This is a genomic window from Maribacter sp. HTCC2170 (assembly GCF_000153165.2).
Taxonomy (GTDB): Bacteria; Bacteroidota; Bacteroidia; order Flavobacteriales; family Flavobacteriaceae; genus Maribacter_A.
On record NC_014472.1, the window covers coordinates 838,167 to 857,313 of the forward strand.

At 37.2% G+C, this 19,147-nt stretch carries 16 protein-coding genes; 8 read left to right on the forward strand and 8 right to left on the reverse strand.

What is annotated here, in order from left to right; all coding sequences use genetic code 11:
• Position 1: 1 nt before the first annotated feature.
• From radC to FB2170_RS03900, 3 genes are all read right to left on the reverse strand, one after another.
• The gene (gene radC / locus FB2170_RS03890) at positions 2-700 is read right to left on the reverse strand and encodes a RadC family protein (RefSeq protein ID WP_013305210.1); all 699 of its coding nucleotides are present in this window, start codon (positions 698-700) and stop codon (positions 2-4) included.
• A 79-nt stretch (positions 701-779) separates the two neighbouring features.
• On the reverse strand, positions 780-977 hold the full coding sequence (locus FB2170_RS17330; protein WP_041632665.1) for a hypothetical protein: 198 nt from the start codon (positions 975-977) through the stop codon (positions 780-782).
• 86 nt (positions 978-1,063) lie between these two features.
• The gene (locus tag FB2170_RS03900; protein ID WP_013305212.1) at positions 1,064-2,425 is read right to left on the reverse strand and encodes a UDP-N-acetylmuramate--L-alanine ligase; all 1,362 of its coding nucleotides are present in this window, start codon (positions 2,423-2,425) and stop codon (positions 1,064-1,066) included.
• A 102-nt stretch (positions 2,426-2,527) separates the two neighbouring features.
• Between FB2170_RS03900 and FB2170_RS03905 the strand changes: the two genes are divergently transcribed.
• The 4 genes from FB2170_RS03905 (at position 2,528) to FB2170_RS03920 (ending at position 10,372) form a co-directional block, all read left to right on the forward strand.
• Positions 2,528-2,845 (forward strand): cupin domain-containing protein, encoded by a 318-nt coding sequence (locus tag FB2170_RS03905; RefSeq protein WP_013305213.1) that lies wholly within the window; start codon positions 2,528-2,530, stop codon positions 2,843-2,845.
• Between the two features lie 66 nt (positions 2,846-2,911).
• Positions 2,912-3,697, forward strand: coding sequence for an SDR family oxidoreductase (locus tag FB2170_RS03910; RefSeq protein ID WP_013305214.1), 786 nt, complete (start codon positions 2,912-2,914; stop codon positions 3,695-3,697).
• A gap of 129 nt (positions 3,698-3,826) precedes the next feature.
• Positions 3,827-9,895, forward strand: coding sequence for an alpha-2-macroglobulin family protein (locus FB2170_RS03915; RefSeq protein ID WP_041632666.1), 6,069 nt, complete (start codon positions 3,827-3,829; stop codon positions 9,893-9,895).
• A 96-nt stretch (positions 9,896-9,991) separates the two neighbouring features.
• The gene (locus FB2170_RS03920) at positions 9,992-10,372 is read left to right on the forward strand and encodes a DoxX family membrane protein (RefSeq protein ID WP_013305216.1); all 381 of its coding nucleotides are present in this window, start codon (positions 9,992-9,994) and stop codon (positions 10,370-10,372) included.
• A 53-nt stretch (positions 10,373-10,425) separates the two neighbouring features.
• On the opposite strand, the gene FB2170_RS03925 is transcribed toward FB2170_RS03920, so the two are convergent.
• The 3 genes from FB2170_RS03925 to FB2170_RS17160 form a co-directional block, all read right to left on the reverse strand.
• Positions 10,426-10,953 (reverse strand): DUF4136 domain-containing protein, encoded by a 528-nt coding sequence (locus tag FB2170_RS03925; protein ID WP_041632667.1) that lies wholly within the window; start codon positions 10,951-10,953, stop codon positions 10,426-10,428.
• Positions 10,954-11,011: 58 nt separating this feature from the next.
• On the reverse strand, positions 11,012-12,013 hold the full coding sequence (gene obgE, locus FB2170_RS03930; protein WP_013305218.1) for a GTPase ObgE: 1,002 nt from the start codon (positions 12,011-12,013) through the stop codon (positions 11,012-11,014).
• Between the two features lie 85 nt (positions 12,014-12,098).
• Positions 12,099-13,205: an adenylate kinase gene (locus FB2170_RS17160; protein ID WP_013305219.1), complete on the reverse strand. Its 1,107-nt coding sequence runs from the start codon at positions 13,203-13,205 to the stop codon at positions 12,099-12,101.
• A gap of 137 nt (positions 13,206-13,342) precedes the next feature.
• Here FB2170_RS17160 and FB2170_RS03940 point away from each other — a divergent pair, with 137 nt between their 5' ends.
• The 3 genes from FB2170_RS03940 (at position 13,343) to FB2170_RS03950 (ending at position 17,086) form a co-directional block, all read left to right on the forward strand.
• Positions 13,343-14,497 carry a 5-(carboxyamino)imidazole ribonucleotide synthase gene (locus tag FB2170_RS03940; protein WP_013305220.1) on the forward strand — a complete coding sequence of 385 codons (1,155 nt, stop codon included), beginning with the start codon at positions 13,343-13,345 and terminating at the stop codon, positions 14,495-14,497.
• 5 nt (positions 14,498-14,502) lie between these two features.
• Positions 14,503-14,994, forward strand: a complete 492-nt coding sequence (gene purE, locus FB2170_RS03945; protein ID WP_013305221.1) for a 5-(carboxyamino)imidazole ribonucleotide mutase — start codon at positions 14,503-14,505, stop codon at positions 14,992-14,994.
• A 64-nt stretch (positions 14,995-15,058) separates the two neighbouring features.
• Positions 15,059-17,086 carry a M3 family metallopeptidase gene (locus FB2170_RS03950; protein ID WP_013305222.1) on the forward strand — a complete coding sequence of 676 codons (2,028 nt, stop codon included), beginning with the start codon at positions 15,059-15,061 and terminating at the stop codon, positions 17,084-17,086.
• 4 nt (positions 17,087-17,090) lie between these two features.
• Here FB2170_RS03950 and FB2170_RS03955 read toward each other — a convergent pair whose 3' ends face one another.
• On the reverse strand, positions 17,091-17,447 hold the full coding sequence (locus FB2170_RS03955; protein ID WP_013305223.1) for a rhodanese-like domain-containing protein: 357 nt from the start codon (positions 17,445-17,447) through the stop codon (positions 17,091-17,093).
• A gap of 78 nt (positions 17,448-17,525) precedes the next feature.
• Here FB2170_RS03955 and FB2170_RS03960 point away from each other — a divergent pair, with 78 nt between their 5' ends.
• The gene (locus FB2170_RS03960) at positions 17,526-18,086 is read left to right on the forward strand and encodes a sigma-70 family RNA polymerase sigma factor (RefSeq protein ID WP_013305224.1); all 561 of its coding nucleotides are present in this window, start codon (positions 17,526-17,528) and stop codon (positions 18,084-18,086) included.
• A gap of 220 nt (positions 18,087-18,306) precedes the next feature.
• On the opposite strand, the gene FB2170_RS03970 is transcribed toward FB2170_RS03960, so the two are convergent.
• On the reverse strand, positions 18,307-19,131 hold the full coding sequence (locus FB2170_RS03970) for a hypothetical protein (protein WP_041633028.1): 825 nt from the start codon (positions 19,129-19,131) through the stop codon (positions 18,307-18,309).
• Positions 19,132-19,147 lie beyond the last annotated feature (16 nt).

Consider the following 19,147-nt stretch of genomic DNA (forward strand, 5'->3'; position numbering starts at 1 on the left):
ATTATAAAATGGATTCATCTGCAAAACTAAAGTAATCATTTTGGGTAATGATCAAATGATCCAAAACTTTTAAATCCAATGCCAAAGCGGCATTCTTTAGTTTACTTGTAATCTGTTTATCGGCATTACTCGGTTTTAAACCTCCAGAAGGGTGATTATGTGCTAAAACCAGGCCAATAGCCCCTAACTCCAAGGCCTTCTTCATAACCAATCTAACATCAACCAAAGTACCGGTAATTCCCCCTTTGCTTAACTGTGAGGTATGAATTACTTTGTTTGAGTTATTCAGGTAAACAATCCAAAATTCTTCATGGGGTAATTCACCCATAGATGGTTGCAATAATTCAAAAACATCCCTACTACTAGATATTTTTGCAATTTTCTGCCCTTCTTCCCCTCTTCTTCTTCGTCCAATTTCCAATGCTGCAACTATGGTAATGGCTTTTGCCTCCCCAATACCTTTAAACTGCATCAACTGCTTTATCGAAAGTCTTCCTAAATCATTTAGATTATTATCAACTGAGGCCAATATTCGTTTTGAAAGTTCAACCGCACTTTCATTTCTACTACCAGAACCTATGAGAATAGCGATAAGTTCTGCATCTGACAGGACAGATTTGCCCTTATGCAACAGTTTTTCTCTGGGTTTGTCATCGTTAGACCAATGCTTTATGGAAAAAGATGTTGGTTTTTCTTGCATTGGTTAAAGATAAACAAGAAATGTTTTTATAAACAACGAAGATTTAATTTATAAACTAAAGAAGTATTGGAATAGAACTCTAGACATCCAAGAAAGCTACTTCATCCATAACATCCTCATCAGGTAGCACTTCCAATTGCTCTGTTTTGATTCTGGTATCATTTACCATTCTTGTTTCCTCCAAAATCACATTTGACATCCCTAACATAAAAGCTATCATTAACATCGAAGCTTTCTGTCTAAGAAAATATATCAAATTTTTGTGGCAACGAATCATACTATCCAATTTGTATCATGTTTAACCCAAAGAGCATACCATTATACCAAATGTGACAAATAAGCAGTTAATTGGTTTACCTATTTTTACCTATTGCCAATCAACGCCTTTACCGCTCCTAAATCCAGCCCTCCATAATTTCCTGAACTCATTAAAAGCAGCACGGAATTTTCATACTCTTTATTAAATACGAAATCCTTGAATGCCGAGGATTCAGTATAAATCTTTAAATCGTTTCTTTCAAAGGCACTGGAAATCTGCTCGGGAGTTACTTCCTTCAATTTCTTGATTTTCACTGATTCAGGCAGAAAGAATATAATCGCTTCATCGGCAGCATCAAGTGCACCTCTGTATTCTTTTAAAAAATCAGGATTAAAACTACTATAGGTATGTAATTCTAAACAGGCAATCACATTTCTATCTGGGTATTGTTCTTTTACTGCCTTTGTAGTTGCAGCAACTTTGCTGGGCGAGTGGGCAAAATCCTTGTACACTACGGTATTTTTACTCTCGGCGATTTTTTCCAAGCGCTTAGAAGCACCTGTGAAGGTCGAAATTGCCTCATAAAAATCATCCTCATCAACTCCCATATTCTGACAAACCCATTTGGCACCCGCCAAATTATTAAGATTGTGTTTTCCAAAAACTTCAATTGGCATTGGTCCTTCAGGAGTTTCCAATAGTGTTTGCCCATCTTCAACGGTATATTCCGGTGTTGCATAAGGTAATTTGCGAATGGTATTCTCAGAAGCCTCAACGACCTTAACCACTTCTGCATCCTCTTCATTGTAAGTGATACTTCCGCCTTTGACAATTGAATCCACAAAAATCCGGAATTGCTCCACATAATATTCAAAAGTTGGAAATACGTTTATGTGATCCCAAGCTATTCCACTCAGCAAAGCAATATTGGGCTTGTACAAATGGAATTTTGGCCTTCTGTCAATCGGGGAAGATAAATACTCGTCACCTTCCAAGACAATAAAATCATTCTCTTTGGTCAAATGTACCATACGGTCAAAACCTTCTAACTGTGCACCAACCATATAATCTACCGCTATATCATGATAGTTCAATACATGCAAAATCATCGAAGTAATAGTAGTCTTACCATGGCTCCCCCCAATTACGACACGCGTTTTATCTTTTGATTGCTCGTAAAGGAATTCAGGGTATGAATAAATTGTCACACCCAATTCTTGAGCCTTTAACAACTCTGGATTATCGGGTTTCGCATGCATCCCAAGAATAACGGCATCCAATTCTTTATGAATTTTCTCTGGATACCAGCCAAACTCTTTTGGTAGCAATCCTTTATCCTCCAAACGCCCTCTCGAGGGTTCAAATATGACATCATCACTACCTGTTATGTTGTATCCTTTGTGGTGAAGCGCTAAAGCAAGATTGTGCATTGCACTCCCTCCTATAGCAATAAAATGTATATGCATGAAGATTCCAATTAGATTGTAAAGATAGGTATTGGATATTGCTTGTCAAACCATTTATTCCCCGACTGAATATTTTTATCTTAGTATTTTAAATTACAACAAATGCATTTGAAATTAGAGGAAATCGCCACGAAGGAAATAATGCCTGGTTATCATGGGAAACTCATTCATACCAAGTATATGAGTTTAGCTTTTTGGGAAGTTGAGCAAGGAGCTAAAGTCCCTGAACACTTCCATATGAACGAACAGGTTATGCAAGTTCTGGAGGGGCAATTTGAATTCACTTTAAACGGAATCACCAAGGTTTATACTCCTGGAGATCTTGTGGTAATTGACCCGGAGGTTCCACATAGTGGAAAGGCCCTGACGCCATGCAAACTCATGGATGTTTTTAGCCCCACAAGAGAGGAGTATAAATAAATGCTTTGTCCGTTCATTAAAGGGCTGGCAAAAAACCATCATCGAATAGATTTCAACGAATAAGAAATGAACATATCACTCAAAGGGAAAAAAGCCCTAATAGGCGGAAGTAGCAAGGGTATAGGCAAAGCCATTGCCGAGCAATTGGCAAAAAGTGGTGCCAGTGTTATTCTAATGGCGAGAAACGAAGAAAAGCTTAAAACGATTATCTCAAACTTGCCAACCTCGGAGGATCAAAAACATAGTTATCTATTGGTTGATTTCAATGACCTTGAAGCCTATAAAAAAACGATTTCTAGTTTTTTTGATACTAATCACGTTGATATTTTAATCAATAATACCCAAGGTCCCAAAGCTGGAGGAGCAATGGATATAAAAGTTCACGACTATCAAGAAGCGTTCGATCTTTTATTCAAAAGTATTGTATTTACCACGCAACTAGCACTTCAACAAATGACTCAGAATCAATGGGGAAGAATCATTAATGTTGCCTCTATTTCAGTAAAAGAACCTTTGTCTTACTTAGCTTTGTCTAATTCTATAAGGGCCGCCTTGGTTACATGGGCAAAAACTTTGGCCACAGATGTTGCTCAACACAATATTACGGTCAATAGCGTATTAACTGGTTATTTCGATACAGAACGAATCAATGACCTAAACACCATTAAAGCCAAACAATTGGAGATTTCGGTAGATGAGGTAAGAAAATCAATGGAAAAACAGGTTCCAATGAAGCGAATCGGTGACCCTAAGGAGTATGGTTATTTGGCAACTTTTTTGGCCTCTGAACAGGCTTCCTATATTACTGGAACCCAAATACCGATAGATGGTGGATTGCTAAAATCATTGTAAACACTTTTCCCGACAGAGGGTTAATCCAAACTTCTAAACGAGAGTTCTCTAAGTCAATCGTTCCTTTCACTCCATTATTGTTGCCTATGGCATAGGTTTTGTAAATCTTTGTTACGTAATTTTATAACTATGAAACACTTAACACTCATACTCACTATAATTCTATTTTCCAATATGGCACATTCCCAAAAAAACAACGATTCTTATGATGCTCTATGGAAAAATGTTGAAAAATTAGAGAAAGAGGCGTTGACCAAATCGGCCTTGGAGGCTGTTGGGAAAATCTCAGTAAAAGCAAAAAAGGAGAATAATTCTGTTCAAATAGTCAAGTCTCTCTTATATACATCAAAATATGCCTTGACTTTAGAGGAAAATGCCCAACTGAATATCATAAGCGATTTTAAGGATGAAATAGCCAAAGCCGAAGTACCCACCAAAAATGTATTGGAGAGTTATTTGGCCAATCTTTATTGGCAATATTTTCAACAAAACAGATACAAATTTTACAATCGCACTAAAACCGAGGCAAAGGTTGACAGTGTTGATTTTAGAACCTGGGACTTAACTACGCTTTTTGAGGAAACAAATCTTCATTTTCAAAACTCATTGTCCAACCCAAAAAAGCTACAGGAAATAAAGGTTGATGATATTAGGGTGGTATTGCAACGTCAAAAGGGTTCTAAATTGTACAGACCCACACTTTATGATTTATTGGCACATACAGCATTGGACTTTTATAAGACCAGTGAAAACAACATTACACGCCCTGCTAATAAATTTGAAATATCGGACCCTGATTTAATATGTGAATACGGCGATTTTATTGAACAGAAAATTGATTTATCTGACACTACATCTTTACAGGCAAAAGCACTCGAACTATTTCATAAGCTTACAGATTTCCATATAAAAAATAACAACATTGAAGCCTTGGTGGAAGTTGATATTGAGAGGTTGAAGTTTGTACACCTAAATGCTGTTTTCAACAACAAGGATATGCTCTTCACAGAAGTCCTTAAAAATTCAGAACAGGCTGCATCAAAAAATAAAACATACGCCCTTTACCATTATGAAATTGCTTCTCTCAAGAATCAATTGGGAATGGGATTTAATCCAAAGACCAACACCGAAAATCAATGGTATCAAAAAGAAGCACTTGAACTTTGTTCAGCAATTATAAAGGAGTATCCTAAAAGTAAAGCAGCTCAAAAATCAAAAGATCTTACTTCAAATATTCTTGAAAAGTCTTTACAGCTAAGGGCTGAACAGTTTATTCCAATCAACAAACCTTCCCGTCTACTGGTCAATTATAAAAACCATAGTAACTTGATTTTGACCGCTTACCACCTTGTAAAAGAAGATCTACAAAAATTAGACAGGCTTTATCCCGAATCCAAAAAGCTGGCATTTATCAACAAACTAAAAGTGGCTAAAACTTGGGAGGCCAATCTAAAAAATGAGAGCGATTATCAAAATCATAGTACCGAAGTACTGCTTCCAGAATTGGAAAATGGACAATATATTATTCTTGCTACTCCCAAAGCAAAAAGTAACTCGTTTGCCTACACCAACATTCAGATAACCAATTTGGCATTGGTCGAGACCAATTCGCGAACCCACCATATTTTCCAGGTGATTGACAGAAACAATGGTGCGCCTAAAAAAAATGCGAAATTAAAAATTTCGTTCAAAGAAGATTATGATCGGGATTTCTTAAGTAAATCCTTTACAACCGATGCGAACGGTTTGGTAAAAATCCCGCTATCCAATAAAAGATGGACAAGTGTCACTACCACCATTACGGCAAAAGATGATACCGCTTATTTTGGCGCCTATTACATAAACAAAAAAAGAAATAACAGAATTCTTCATAAGATAACCTACAATCCCTTTTTGTTTACAGACCGAAGTATTTATAGGCCCGGTCAATCCTTATACTTTAAAGGCATAGTGGTCAAAACTGAAAATGAAAACACCTCAGTACAAGCAGGAACAAAAGTAAGGGTTGAACTAAGGGACGCAAACTATCAAGAGGTTAAGCAACAGGAATTAACCACCAATGAATTTGGTTCGTTCACAGGAGAATTCATTCTACCAAACAATGGGATAACAGGTAATTATTCCCTAAGCGTCAGTTCAAAAGAAATTAATCTCAATGGAACCGTTGATTTTTCAGTTGAGGAATACAAACGACCAAAATTTGAGACCTCATTCGACCCAATAACCGAAACGTTTAAGGTCAATGATTCGATTCTTGTCGATGGAAAAGCTACGGCCTATGCTGGCAGCGCCATTACAGATGCAAAAGTTACGTATAGGGTTAAGCGAATAGTAAACTACCCAAGATGGTTTTTTTGGTATCGTCCCTATTTCAATGAAACGCCACAGGAGATTGCCCATGGGGAAACTTTAACCGATGGTTCAGGCAAATATGAGATTAAATTCAAGGCAATTCCTGATAATTCAACCAAAAGGGAAAATCTCCCTATTTTCAATTATGAAGTAACCGCTGATGTTACCGATTTAAATGGGGAAACCCATAGCACAACTACAACCGTTAGAGTTGGTTACCATGCCTTGACGGCAAATATTTCTGTAAATGGTTCTTTGGAAAAAAACAAAAAAGACAACAAGGTTACCATTAATACCCAAAACCTAAACGGCCAATTTGTTCCTGCCAAAGGAACGGTTAAAATTTATAAATCCGTAGCTCCTCAGAACGTATTGAGAAAACGACCTTGGGAAGCACCAGATTACGAGGGGTTCACCAAAACTGAGTTTAAAAAACTATTTCCTCATGACGCCTTTAAGAATGAACACAATTCTTCCAAATGGCAAAAGGGGCAAATGGTTTTGAAAAAATCTTTTGATACTGCCTCCTCAACGGAAATAATACTTGAAAACATTAAAAAGTGGACTTCAGGTAAATACATCATTGAACTTGAATCGAAAGATAAATTTGGTCAACCAGTGAAAGATATGGCACCTATGACCTTGTATAGTGAAAAGGACAAAACTTTGGCGGACAATCAATTATTCGATATCAAAACCAATAAGAACAGCTACAATACAGGTGATAAAGTTGAACTAACTTTACTTTCCAGTGCTGAAAATTTAAATGTCACCTTAAGCATCGAGAAAGACCGTAAAATCATTGACACACAAGTAGTTCACTTGAACAATAATTCAAAGAACCTCACAATTCCTGTTACTATTGATGATTTGGGTGGCTTCGCAGTCAACTATACTTTTTCTGCATATAATTCATTTAGATCCAACTCATTACCAATTGCAGTTCCCTATCCATATACCGACTTGGAAATAGAGACACTCACTTTTAGGGATAAATTAAAGCCGGGAGCTGACGAAACTTGGAACTTCAAAATAAAAGGTACCAAGGGAGATAAGGTTGCCGCTGAGCTTTTGGCGAGCATGTATGACGCTTCTTTAGATACATTCAGAGGTCATTATTGGAATTTTTATCCAATACAAAGACAAACGTACTACTCTAATTTCTATAGTAACGCCAGCCAAAGTTTTGGTAATACTTCTTTTAGAGTACATATTGATTATACCTACCTAAGCATTTATAAACCGCAGTATTTTGATTCGTTTGATTGGTTTGGATTGCATTTTGGATATGGCTATGGACTCTATAAAGAAAGAAGAATGATGAAAAGTGCTGCACCAATGGCTATGGAGGTAATGGAAGACAGTGCCAACTTAGATGAAGTAGTGATTACCGAAACCGATATGGAAGGCAATGTGGCCGGAGTCAATGTCCTTGAAAAAGCAAAAGAAGAAAGTCAAAAAGAGGAAGATTTAGGCGATGTACAAATACGAAAAAACTTGCAGGAAACAGCCTTTTTCTTTCCACAACTGCAAACTGATAAAGAAGGTAATGTATCTTTCAGTTTTACAACACCAGAAGCATTGACCAAATGGAAATTACAGCTTTTGGCGCATACCAAAACATTGCAAAGTGCAATGACCACTTTGGAAACCGTTACCCAAAAAGAATTGATGGTCACACCAAATGCTCCACGTTTTTTAAGGGAAGGTGATAAAATCGTTATCAGCACCAAAATTGCAAACTTAACTGATAAATCCCTTTCAGGGATTGCTCAGTTGGAGTTGACCAATGTCGTAACTGGCAAAATCATTTCACAAAATCTTTTGATTGCTGACACCAAAGACCCAAAAGATGGAATGGCTTCATCCGGACGGCAGTCATTCCAAGTAGATTCACTTGGCAATACACAGGTATCATGGCAATTGAAAGTACCAGCTGATATTCAGGCTGTACAATACAAGGTAATTGCTAAAGCGGGTGATTTTAGTGATGGTGAACAAAACGTTCTACCCGTTTTAACAAATCGAATGTTGGTGACCGAAACATTGCCCATGTGGGTTCGCAGCAACCAAACCAAAACTTTTGTTTTGGATAAATTGAAAGACAACACTTCAACAACTTTGAAGCACCATAAACTTACCTTGGAAATCACCTCCAATCCTGTATGGTATGCTGTTCAAGCGTTGCCCTATCTAATGGAGTATCCCCATGATTGCAATGAACAGATATTCTCAAGATATTATGCAAACACTTTGGCGAGTCATATTGCAAACAGTAATCCGAGAATTCAGGAAGTATTTAACCAATGGGCAAATTCAGACGCCCTATTGAGCAATCTGGAAAAGAATCAAGAACTAAAATCACTTCTTATACAGGAAACACCTTGGTTACGGGATGCACAATCTGAAACCGAACAGAAAAAACGCATTGCTTTATTATTCAACCTGAATAAAATGAAGAATGAGCAGGCCAACGCACTGAACAAATTGAACCAGAACCAAATGTCTTCTGGGGCTTGGGCTTGGTTTAAAGGGGGACGTGCCAACCGCTTTATAACTCAACATATTGTTACCGGAGTTGGGCACTTGAATAAGCTTAATGTAGAATCGGCTAATCACAAAGGTCACAACGAAATGATTATCAAGGCAATAGCCTATTTGGATAAGGAATTTGTTGAGGAATACAATCACATGAAAAAACATGCAACAAACCTTAATGATGATCATTTAAGCTATACACAGATGCATTATCTGTATATGCGTAGTTTCTTTCAGGAAATCAAAAAGTCTAAAAAAGTCAATGAAATTACAGCATATTATGAGGGACAGACTAAAAAGTACTGGACCAAGAGAAGTTTATATGCCAAGGGAGTACTTGCCCTGGTATTACACAGAGCTAAAGATGAAAAAACCTCAAAAAAGATACTTCGCTCACTCAAAGAAAATAGTATTGTTTCAGAGGAAATGGGCATGTACTGGAAAGCAAATACAAACTCCTGGTTTTGGCACCAGGCACCCATCGAAACACAGGCATTGATGATTGAGGCGTTCGCTGAAATCGAAAATGATAATACGACAATAGACAACCTCAAAATATGGCTGTTAAAGAACAAACAGACCAATCAGTGGAAAACTACTAAAGCCACCACAGAGGCAATCTATGCTTTGCTCTTACAAGGCAATGATTGGCTTTCAGTCACTGATGCTGTCGATGTCTTGGTTGGTGGAGAAAAGATTGAACCGTCCAAATTAGAAGATGTAAAGGTTGAAGCCGGAACGGGCTATTATAAAACTTCTTGGAGCAAAAAAGAAATCGAACCTCAACAAGCCGAAGTGCAGTTAACCAAAAAAGGAAACGGAATCGCCTGGGGAGCAATGTATTGGCAATATTTTGAGGATCTGGACAAAATAACTTCTGCCGAAACACCTCTGAAACTAAAGAAAAAGTTGTTCTTAAAACAGTACACAGACACAGGGGAAGAAATCAAGGAAATCAATGATGAAACAAAACTTAAGGTTGGTGATTTGATTCGTATTCGTATAGAGTTAAGAGCAGATAGACCTATGGAGTTTGTTCATATGAAAGATATGCGTGCTTCTGGGCTTGAACCAGTCAATGTACTTTCAAGGTACAAATGGCAAGACGGACTTGGTTATTATGAAAGCACTAAAGACGCCAGCACCAATTTCTTTTTTGACTATTTACCCAAAGGTGTATTTGTTTTTGAATACGACTTACGCGTGAATAATGCTGGTGATTTTAGTAATGGTATTACCACAATTCAAAGTATGTACGCTCCTGAATTTAGTAGCCATAGTGAGGGAATCAGAATAGAAATCGAATAACAAAACATATAACCAACTGAAAGTAAAATAATTGCATTTCGACAAAAAGTTTATAAATTCTTATATTTAGAATATTAACAACTAAACCAATGTAATATGAATGCAAAAGTTTTTATGGTGCTGAGAATACTTCTTGGCCTTTTCGTACTGGTTTTTGGGCTTGATAAGTTTTTCCACTTTGTTCCTATGGATCACAGTGGCATGAGCGAAGCTGCAATGGGCTATATGGGTGGCCTAGCAAATGCCAAAACAACAATTTTAGTAGGCGCAGTAGAGGTTTTGGCCGGCTTGGCTTTACTGTTTAACAAATATGGTGCTTTAATGGCTATAATCTTAATGAGTGTATCTATTAACGCGTTTTTATTTCACGCAACTCTAGACCCTTCCAATATTATGGGTGCTGCAATACTAATAATACTGAACATTGTAGTATTATTCGGTTATAAAGACAAATACAAAAGTCTACTTAACGGATAATTCAGAGAATTGAATTAGAATGTGGTTTTGATTTTAAGATTGAAACCACATTTTTATTTTCTAGATTTAGGAGGATACTTCGACAATACCTTTTCAACAATTTCCTGCAATTTTCTTTCTCGCTCTACAGGAGTACTGTTTTCATTAAAACTGCTATTACTTATAGCTTGCCAAAATAACATTTCTTTTTGACTATCAACAAAATCAAATTGGATTTCTCGTTGAACTTTTGAAGCACCAATTGGTATTCCTACCGAAACACCTCCCCCAACATTTCTTCCAGAACCTCCTACTCCGAGCCCTACAGTATTGTTTCTAGCTGTTTGAAAAACTCCGCTTTGTATATTAATCAAAAAATCAGGTTCTTCGGAGAGTAGCAGACCATGAACCTGCATTGCAGCATCCAACACCTTAATCAATCTTTTTTCATCTAGTACACTTAGGCCAGTTTCTAGGTCATCGTAGTAATTGTATGTGGAATAGTTTGAAAAATCGGTCTTCTTTTCATAATCAGTTTGTACCCGAACTACGTGGCAGGACATGAATAATAGCGCTATAATTATGTAACCTATGCTTTTCATACACAACGATTTACATAAATTTAAAGAAAAATAGCACGAATTTATTAAATGAAGTGTGTTAATCGTTCAACTGCGCCCAGAGTTTGTCCTTTAATTCTTGGATACCATACTGCGAAACTGAGGAAATAAACATATAAGGTACATCCTTAAGGTCTTTGTCCAATTCAATTCTCATTTCATCCATCAACTCTTCATCGAGCATATCACTTTTTGAAATGGCCACCAATCGCTCCTTGTCCAAAAGTTCTGGATTGTATCTACGAAGTTCATCCAATAGAATTTCATATTCCTTACTGATGTCGTTACTATCGGCAGGAATCAAAAACAACAGGCTTGCGTTGCGTTCTATATGCCTTAAGAAATAGTGTCCCAAGCCTTTGCCCTCTGCCGCCCCTTCAATGATTCCAGGAATATCGGCCATCACAAAACTTTGAAAATCACGATGTTGAACAATTCCCAAATTAGGCTTTAGAGTAGTGAATTCGTAGTCGGCAATTTTAGGTTTTGCTGAAGTAATCACTGACAATAATGTTGATTTACCAGCATTGGGGAAGCCAACAAGACCCACATCGGCCAATACCTTAAGTTCAAGGACAACATCTATCTCTTTTCCCTCAACACCAGGTTGGGCATATCTAGGTGTTTGGTTTGTAGAGGTTTTAAAATGCCAATTTCCTCGGCCTCCCATTCCTCCTTCAACCAAAATAATTTCCTCACCCACTTCTGTAATCTCAAAAAGAACTTCGTTGGTTTCAGAATCTTTAAAAACGGTTCCTAAAGGAACATCCATATAAACATCCTCACCATCGGCTCCTGAACTTCTGTTCTTACTACCATGTCCACCATGCCCAGCTTTAAAATGTCTTTTGAACTTGTAGCTAACCAAAGTCCATAAGTTTTTATTCCCACGAACAATTACGTGGCCTCCACGACCACCATCACCACCATCTGGCCCACCTTTGGTTATGTACTTTTCTCTATGTAAATGAACAGACCCTTTACCTCCATTTCCAGAGCTGGCATGAATTTTCACATAATCTACAAAGTTGCCTTCGGTCATAAATTAACTGTTTGACATTCCCGTGAATGCAGGAATACATTGTGTTTGGAAGTTTAAACTCCGACTATTTAGGAACTATAATGATTTAAAGCTCCTCAATCACTTTGCCCAGACGACGGGTAATGTCCTCTATGGCACCTATACCATTTACGGCATGATATTTACCCTGCGCTTCATAGTAAACCTGTAAAGGTGCTGTCTTTTGGTTGTATTCCTCAAAACGATTCCTGATTTTAGATTCATCCTGATCATCGGAACGACCACTGACCTTACCTCTTTCCAACAAGCGCTGAATCAATACTTCATCATCGGCATCAAGTGCCAAGGTAGCATCAATCTTCATTTCTTTTGATACAAGAAACCTGTCCAGGGCTTCAGCCTGCGCCACGGTTCTAGGAAATCCATCAAAAATAAAACCACTTGCATCAGGATTCTTTTCAACCTCATCCTGTAACATTTTAATCGTTACTTCATCAGGTACCAAATCCCCTTGGTCCATATATGATTTGGCCAAAACTCCCAGCTCAGTTCCGTTTTTAATGTTATATCTAAAAACATCACCGGTAGAAATGTGTTTTAAGTTGTATTTGTCCTTTAAAAATTCTGCCTGTGTACCTTTTCCAGCACCTGGTTTGCCGAAAAGAACTAGATTAATCATATGTTTTTGGTTTAATTGGTAAACTTCTCTTAGGTTGCGGCCCAATTCATTGTAATCAAGTCCATATCCGACAATAAACTTATCAGGTATATCAATGCCCACATAATCTATTGTATACTCGCCGTTGTAAACCTCAGATTTATAAAATAAGCTCGCGATTTTGTACTCTTTAACATTGGTATTGTTGAAAAGATGTATCAATTCTTTTAGGGTACGCCCAGAATCAATAATATCTTCTAAAATAATAACACTCCTACCTTCTATATTATCAGGCGGATCTAACAAGGTCTCAACAATTCCTGTGGAAGTAAGCCCTTGGTACGAACTAAGTTTTACAAATGAAACCTCACATGGGTGTTCATATTCTTTCAGAAAATCAGCAACGAACATAAAAGAGCCATTCAAAACTCCAACAAATACGGGAATCTCGTCCTTATAATCGGCTGCAATTTTCGCTGCAATCGATTTGACTGCGGCAAGAATCTGTTCCTCGCTTATGAACGGCTTAAAATATTTATCGTGAAGTTTTATCAATGGTCAAATCTTAATAAGACGGCAAAGATACCATTTTGATTTCTCTTTTTAAATGACAGTCCATGAGTTTTAAGAATTCGGTGTATTTTTGTTGAAATTATCCAAGAAACAATTACGAATAACGGCATAAAAAGCACATGGATTACTTTTCTTCTGAATTTAAATTAGGGATTTTAGGTGGTGGTCAATTAGGTAAAATGATGTTGTACGAAACCCGTAAATTCGACATTCACACCTGCGTAATGGACGCTTCTAAAGAAGCTCCCTGTAAAATTGCCTGTAACGAATTCGTTATTGGGGATTTGTTGGATTTTGATGCGGTCTACAATTTTGGAAGAAAAATGGATGTTCTTACCATTGAAATTGAAAATGTAAATACCGAAGCGCTTGAAAAGCTGGAAAGTGAGGGTATCAAAGTGTACCCACCTACTTCTGCCCTTCGAATAATTCAAAACAAAGCCAAACAGAAGTTGTTTTATGTTGACAACAATATTCCTACAGCACCTTTCTCTAGGTTCGCCTATGCAAGTGAGATAAAGGATAGTATTGAACATGGTAGTTTGGAATTTCCCTTTGTATGGAAAAGTGCTCAATTTGGGTATGACGGGCAAGGGGTTAAAATAATACGGAAAATTGAGGATTTAGAAGGTTTGCCACAAGGCGAATGTATTACCGAGGATATGATTCCATTTAAAAATGAACTGGCCGTAATTGTTGCCCGTAATGTAAGTGGTGATATTGTTACCTATCCTGTTGTTGAAATGGAATTTCATCCTGAGGCCAATCAAGTAGAATACGTTATCTGTCCCGCTAGAATCGATGATAAAGTAGCCCAAAAAGCTAGAAAAATAGCATTGGAAGTATCAAACCAAATAAAACATGTTGGTCTGTTAGCAGTTGAGATGTTCCAAACCGAAGAAGATGAAATTTTGGTAAATGAGGTAGCTCCAAGACCTCACAATAGTGGACATTATAGTATTGAGGCAAGTTATACCAACCAATTTGAACAGCATATTCGTTCCATTTTAGATTTACCGCTAGGAAAAACCGACAGTAAAGTTGCAGGAATCATGGTGAATTTGGTGGGCGCAGAAAATCATACCGGTGATGTGGTCTATGAAAATATGGAGGCAATTTTAAAGATGGACGGTGTTACTCCACACATTTATGGAAAGAAACAAACGAGGCCTTATAGAAAAATGGGACATGTCACCATTGTGAATGAAAACATTGAAGAAGCAAGAAAAGTTGCCCAACAAGTGAAGGAAACGATCAAAGTAATCAGCAAATAAAAAATATGAGCAAAGTAGCCGTAGTAATGGGAAGCACCAGCGACCTGCCAGTAATGCAGGAAGCTATAGACATTCTTAAAGGGTTTGATATTGAAGTGGATGTAGATATTGTATCTGCCCATCGAACACCTGAAAAACTTTTTGACTTTAGTAAGAATGCACATACAAGTGGTTACTCGGTTATTATTGCTGGTGCTGGTGGTGCCGCACATCTTCCTGGCATGGTAGCTTCAATGTCCCCTCTCCCCGTAATTGGGGTGCCCGTTAAAAGTAGCAACTCAATAGATGGTTGGGATTCTGTACTATCTATACTTCAAATGCCCGGTGGAGTTCCTGTAGCCACTGTTGCCCTAGACGGAGCGAAAAATGCAGGTATTCTTGCCGCTCAAATTATTGGAAGTGCTGATAAATGTGTGCTAGATAAGATTATTCTTTATAAAGAGGGCTTAAAACAGAAGGTAATTGATGGTGCGAAATCTGTAAACAATAAGAAATAGCAATTAGTTTTTCTGTTAATTACCTCGGAAAAACTAACCTGCAAACAAACATATCAACAACAAAATGAACCCACTTCTTCAACCTTTCGACGCCGCACCTTTTTCCAAAATAAAAAATGAGCATTTTAAACCTGCCTTTCTTCAAGCTATGGAAGATGCTCGAGCAGAAATTGATGCTATTGTAAATAATTCATCCGTCCCTACTTTTGAAAATACTATTGAGGCCCTTGAATTTACAGGACAACAGTTAGACCGAATATCCAGTGTTTTCTTCAACTTAAATTCCGCTGAAACCAACGAGCAAATTCAAAAAATCGCTCAGGAGGTTTCGCCATTGTTATCAGAATTCAGCAACGATATTACGCTAAATGAAGATTTATTCAATAAGGTCAAAGCTGTATACGACCAGAAAAGTGAGCTTAAACTTACGGTTGAACAGGGCACCTTACTTGATAAAAAATACAAGAGTTTTAGCAGAAACGGGGCAAATTTATCTGAGGTCAAAAAGAAGCGTTTACGTGAAATAGATGCTGAACTTTCTAAGTTAAAATTAAAATTTGGAGAGAATGTTCTAGCCGAGACCAATAAATACGAAATGCACCTTACCGATAAATCACAGCTAAAAGGTTTGCCAAATGGTGAGATTGAGGCTGCTGCCCAATTGGCAAAATCAAAAAACAAAGAAGGTTGGTTGGTTACTTTGGATTACCCCAGCTATATACCCTTTATGAAATATGCCAAAAACAGGGATTTGCGTAAAAAACTTTCTTTGGCTTTTGGCAGTAAAGGATTCCATAACGATGAATTGGACAATCAAGGAAATGTACTCAAAATAGCCAACTTTCGACATGAAAGAGCAACGTTGTTAGGCTATGACACCCATGCCCATTTTGTTTTAGAGGAACGTATGGCGGAAACCCCCGAAAAGGTACATGAATTCTTGAATGAATTACTGGGGAAAGCTAAACCAGCTGCAGAACAAGAATTTAAACAATTGGAAGATTTTGCAAAAGAATTGGATGGAATCGATCAACTACAAAAATGGGACGGTGCTTACTATTCTGAAAAACTTAAACAAAAGTTGTTCAATCTTGATGATGAAAAGTTAAAACCATATTTTAAACTTGAAAATGTAATTTCAGGCGTTTTCGAAGTAGCAGAAAAGCTATTCGGACTTAAATTCGAGGAGGTTTTTGATATTGACAAATATCATAAAGAGGTAATGACTTACAGAGTTACCGATAAAGATGAAAACTTCATTTCTCTTTTTTATGCCGATTTTCACCCTAGAGCAGGCAAGCGTGGAGGTGCATGGATGACATCATTTAAATCCCAATACATTGAAAATGGAGTGAATGTTAGACCGCATATTTCCAATGTATGCAATTTTACACCCTCAACATCAAGCAAACCATCATTACTGACTTTCAACGAAGTGACTACTCTTTTCCATGAATTTGGACACGGATTGCACGGTATTTTGGCGAATACCACCTACCCAAGTCTATCTGGTACTTCTGTATTTTGGGATTTTGTGGAATTACCCAGTCAAGTAATGGAAAACTGGTGCTACGAAAAAGAAGCACTTGAACTTTTTGCCACCCACTACGAAACTGGTGCGGTAATTCCGATGGAATTGGTGCAAAAAATAAAAGAATCGGCCACTTTTCAGGAGGGAATGGCCACTTTACGACAATTGAGTTTTGGACTTTTGGACATGAGTTGGCACGGAGCAGATCCATCAAAAATAACCAATGTAAAAGAACATGAAACAAAAGCTTTTGAAGGAACAAATCTATACCCAAAGACCAAAGAAACTTGTATGAGTGTTGCTTTTTCCCATATTTTTCAAGGGGGATATTCCTCAGGATATTATAGTTACAAATGGGCCGAAGTCTTAGATGCTGATGCCTTTGCTTATTTCAAGAAAAAAGGAATTTTCAACAAGGAAGTTGCCACTAAATTCAAAGAAAATGTGCTGTCAAAAGGAGGTACAGAAAAACCAATGGTTCTTTATAAACGTTTTCGTGGAGAAGAACCCAAAGTTGAGTATTTATTGGAAAGGGCAGGATTGATTTCAGAAGTGGACTAAAGTTTCATTTGCTTTTTTCAGCCCAAGCAATATAACCGCCCGTGAGGTTAAATACATTCTTATAACCCATTGAATCTAAATATTTTGTAGCATCGGCGCTGCGTCGACCACTTCGGCAATATAAATAAACAGTCTTTTCTTTATCTATTTTTTCAAATTCTTCAACAAAACTATCACCCATCCAATCTATAAGTATTGAATTTTCCAAATGCCCTTGGCTATATTCCTTTGGTGTTCTAACATCAACTAAAACAACCTTATCAAGTTCCTCTTGTGAGACTTCTGTGATATGTTTTTCCTTAATTTGGGAACATCCAACAGCGAATAACAAGAGTAACGGGAGTATTATATATTTTCTCATCCTTAGATTATTTGTCTCAAAAATAAACAATATCAGTAATAAAAAAATCCATTACTTTTGAAAGGAGTTACGAAATACATGGAAACGCATCAATTACATCCGGAAACTTGGGTAGATCAATATGCAGATTACCTTTTCAACTTTGCAGTTGCTCGCGTAAGCGATGCTGAACTTGCTAAGGACCTGGTGCAAGAAACATTTTTTGCAGGACTAAAATCGGCAAAGAACTATAAAGGTACGGCGGCGGAAAGAACTTGGTTAATAGCTATTCTTAAAAGAAAGGTAATTGATCATTATAGAAAAATCAATTCCAAAAAAGGAAAAGCAGAAGTGCGAATGAAATACAGTTCGCACAGTGAATCTGATGGAGACTGGTTAGAGGAGCAGGTAGCCGACCCGCTAAGTATTTTGGAAAATGATAAAATTGAAAATGAAGAATTGGGGTTAGCGATTCAAGAATGCATTTCTAAATTACCGAAAAAGCAATCGCTTGTCTTTTCAATGAAAACTGTTCAGGGTATGAGCACAGAAGATATTTGTAAAGAACTTGGCATAAATCCGTCTAATCTTTGGGTGATGATCCATAGAGCCAGGGCGGCTTTAATGGGATGCCTGAATCAAAATTGGTTTAAAATATGATTTCTTGTGACGAAGCTGCAATAATCTGTAATAAAAAGCAGTATAAAGAGGCTACCTTTATAGAGAAGATTAAATTAATGTTTCACATTTTAATTTGTAAAACCTGTTCTAAGTTTTCCAAAAAGAATTCCGAACTTACCTCACTATGCGATAAAGCCCCTCTACATAGTATACCCGAAAAAGAAAAGGTAGAAATGAAAAAAGAACTTGCAAAAAAGCTTTAAATAAAGTTTTTTAAAGCTAATACCACTAATAGCCATAACAGCGGTATACCTTCGACCCAAAAAGAAGAAAAGTACTTGGATTGATTCCTTTTCGTAAAAAAAATCATAGTTCCCAAAATAAAACATAAAACTGCATTAGACGCCACATCAATTAATGTCAGGAAGTCTTGCATAAAAATCAATAAAAACATTAACGGGATTAAGCAATAACCAAATAGTTTTGTCCTAGCGACACCTATTCTCTGGGGTATTGTCCTTAATTCAGGACTGTCGTAAGCCAAATCACGAATTTCAAATGGCAATAGCAGTATAAGTACTAAAATAATTCGTTGGATCAATAATATCCACTCATCCCATCTAAGGTCATACCCTGCCTCTATTGTTGGTAGTAGCACAGTCATACCACCCCAAATCAGAGCCACCATAAATATCTTTAATCCTCCTAAACTACGAAGGTTCTTGGCCCTTGGTAGTATTGGTAAAGCATAAAACCCCGCAAGTAAAAGCAAAATACTCAAGATGTACAAAGAGTCTAGTGTCAAAAAGAACAAATGGTACAAACTAATTGCCAAGGAAATCAGGCTAAAAACTTGAATCAACTGATGGTACGTGTTACTTGTTAAAATATACTTCTTTGCCTCCACGCCGTATTTTACAAAATTATAGCAGGAAATAGTTCCGAAAAAGACAAAAAAACTAAGGTGAACATCCAATTTAACATCATTCAACAGTGCGGTAATCTTTAATAAACAATACACCCCCAAAGCAACATGTACACTGGCGTTGAGATAAAAATCAAATAGCTGTTTTAGTAGCTTCACCAAGTAAATGTAACCA

Excerpts from the sequence above, each read along its gene's own strand:
- FB2170_RS03920 (WP_013305216.1), top strand. The coding sequence starts at position 9,992 with ATGAATGCAAAAGTTTTTATGGTGCTGAGAATACTTCTTGGCCTTTTC.
- FB2170_RS03905 (WP_013305213.1), top strand. The coding sequence starts at position 2,528 with ATGCATTTGAAATTAGAGGAAATCGCCACGAAGGAAATAATGCCTGGT.
- purE (WP_013305221.1), top strand. The coding sequence starts at position 14,503 with ATGAGCAAAGTAGCCGTAGTAATGGGAAGCACCAGCGACCTGCCAGTA.
- FB2170_RS03925 (WP_041632667.1), bottom strand. The coding sequence starts at position 10,953 with ATGAAAAGCATAGGTTACATAATTATAGCGCTATTATTCATGTCCTGC.
- FB2170_RS03910 (WP_013305214.1), top strand. The coding sequence starts at position 2,912 with ATGAACATATCACTCAAAGGGAAAAAAGCCCTAATAGGCGGAAGTAGC.
- FB2170_RS03950 (WP_013305222.1), top strand. The coding sequence starts at position 15,059 with ATGAACCCACTTCTTCAACCTTTCGACGCCGCACCTTTTTCCAAAATA.
- obgE (WP_013305218.1), bottom strand. The coding sequence starts at position 12,013 with ATGACCGAAGGCAACTTTGTAGATTATGTGAAAATTCATGCCAGCTCT.
- radC (WP_013305210.1), bottom strand. The coding sequence starts at position 700 with ATGCAAGAAAAACCAACATCTTTTTCCATAAAGCATTGGTCTAACGAT.
- FB2170_RS03960 (WP_013305224.1), top strand. The coding sequence starts at position 17,526 with ATGGAAACGCATCAATTACATCCGGAAACTTGGGTAGATCAATATGCA.
- FB2170_RS03915 (WP_041632666.1), top strand. The coding sequence starts at position 3,827 with ATGAAACACTTAACACTCATACTCACTATAATTCTATTTTCCAATATG.
- FB2170_RS03955 (WP_013305223.1), bottom strand. The coding sequence starts at position 17,447 with ATGAGAAAATATATAATACTCCCGTTACTCTTGTTATTCGCTGTTGGA.
- FB2170_RS17330 (WP_041632665.1), bottom strand. The coding sequence starts at position 977 with ATGATTCGTTGCCACAAAAATTTGATATATTTTCTTAGACAGAAAGCT.
- FB2170_RS03940 (WP_013305220.1), top strand. The coding sequence starts at position 13,343 with ATGGATTACTTTTCTTCTGAATTTAAATTAGGGATTTTAGGTGGTGGT.
- FB2170_RS03900 (WP_013305212.1), bottom strand. The coding sequence starts at position 2,425 with ATGCATATACATTTTATTGCTATAGGAGGGAGTGCAATGCACAATCTT.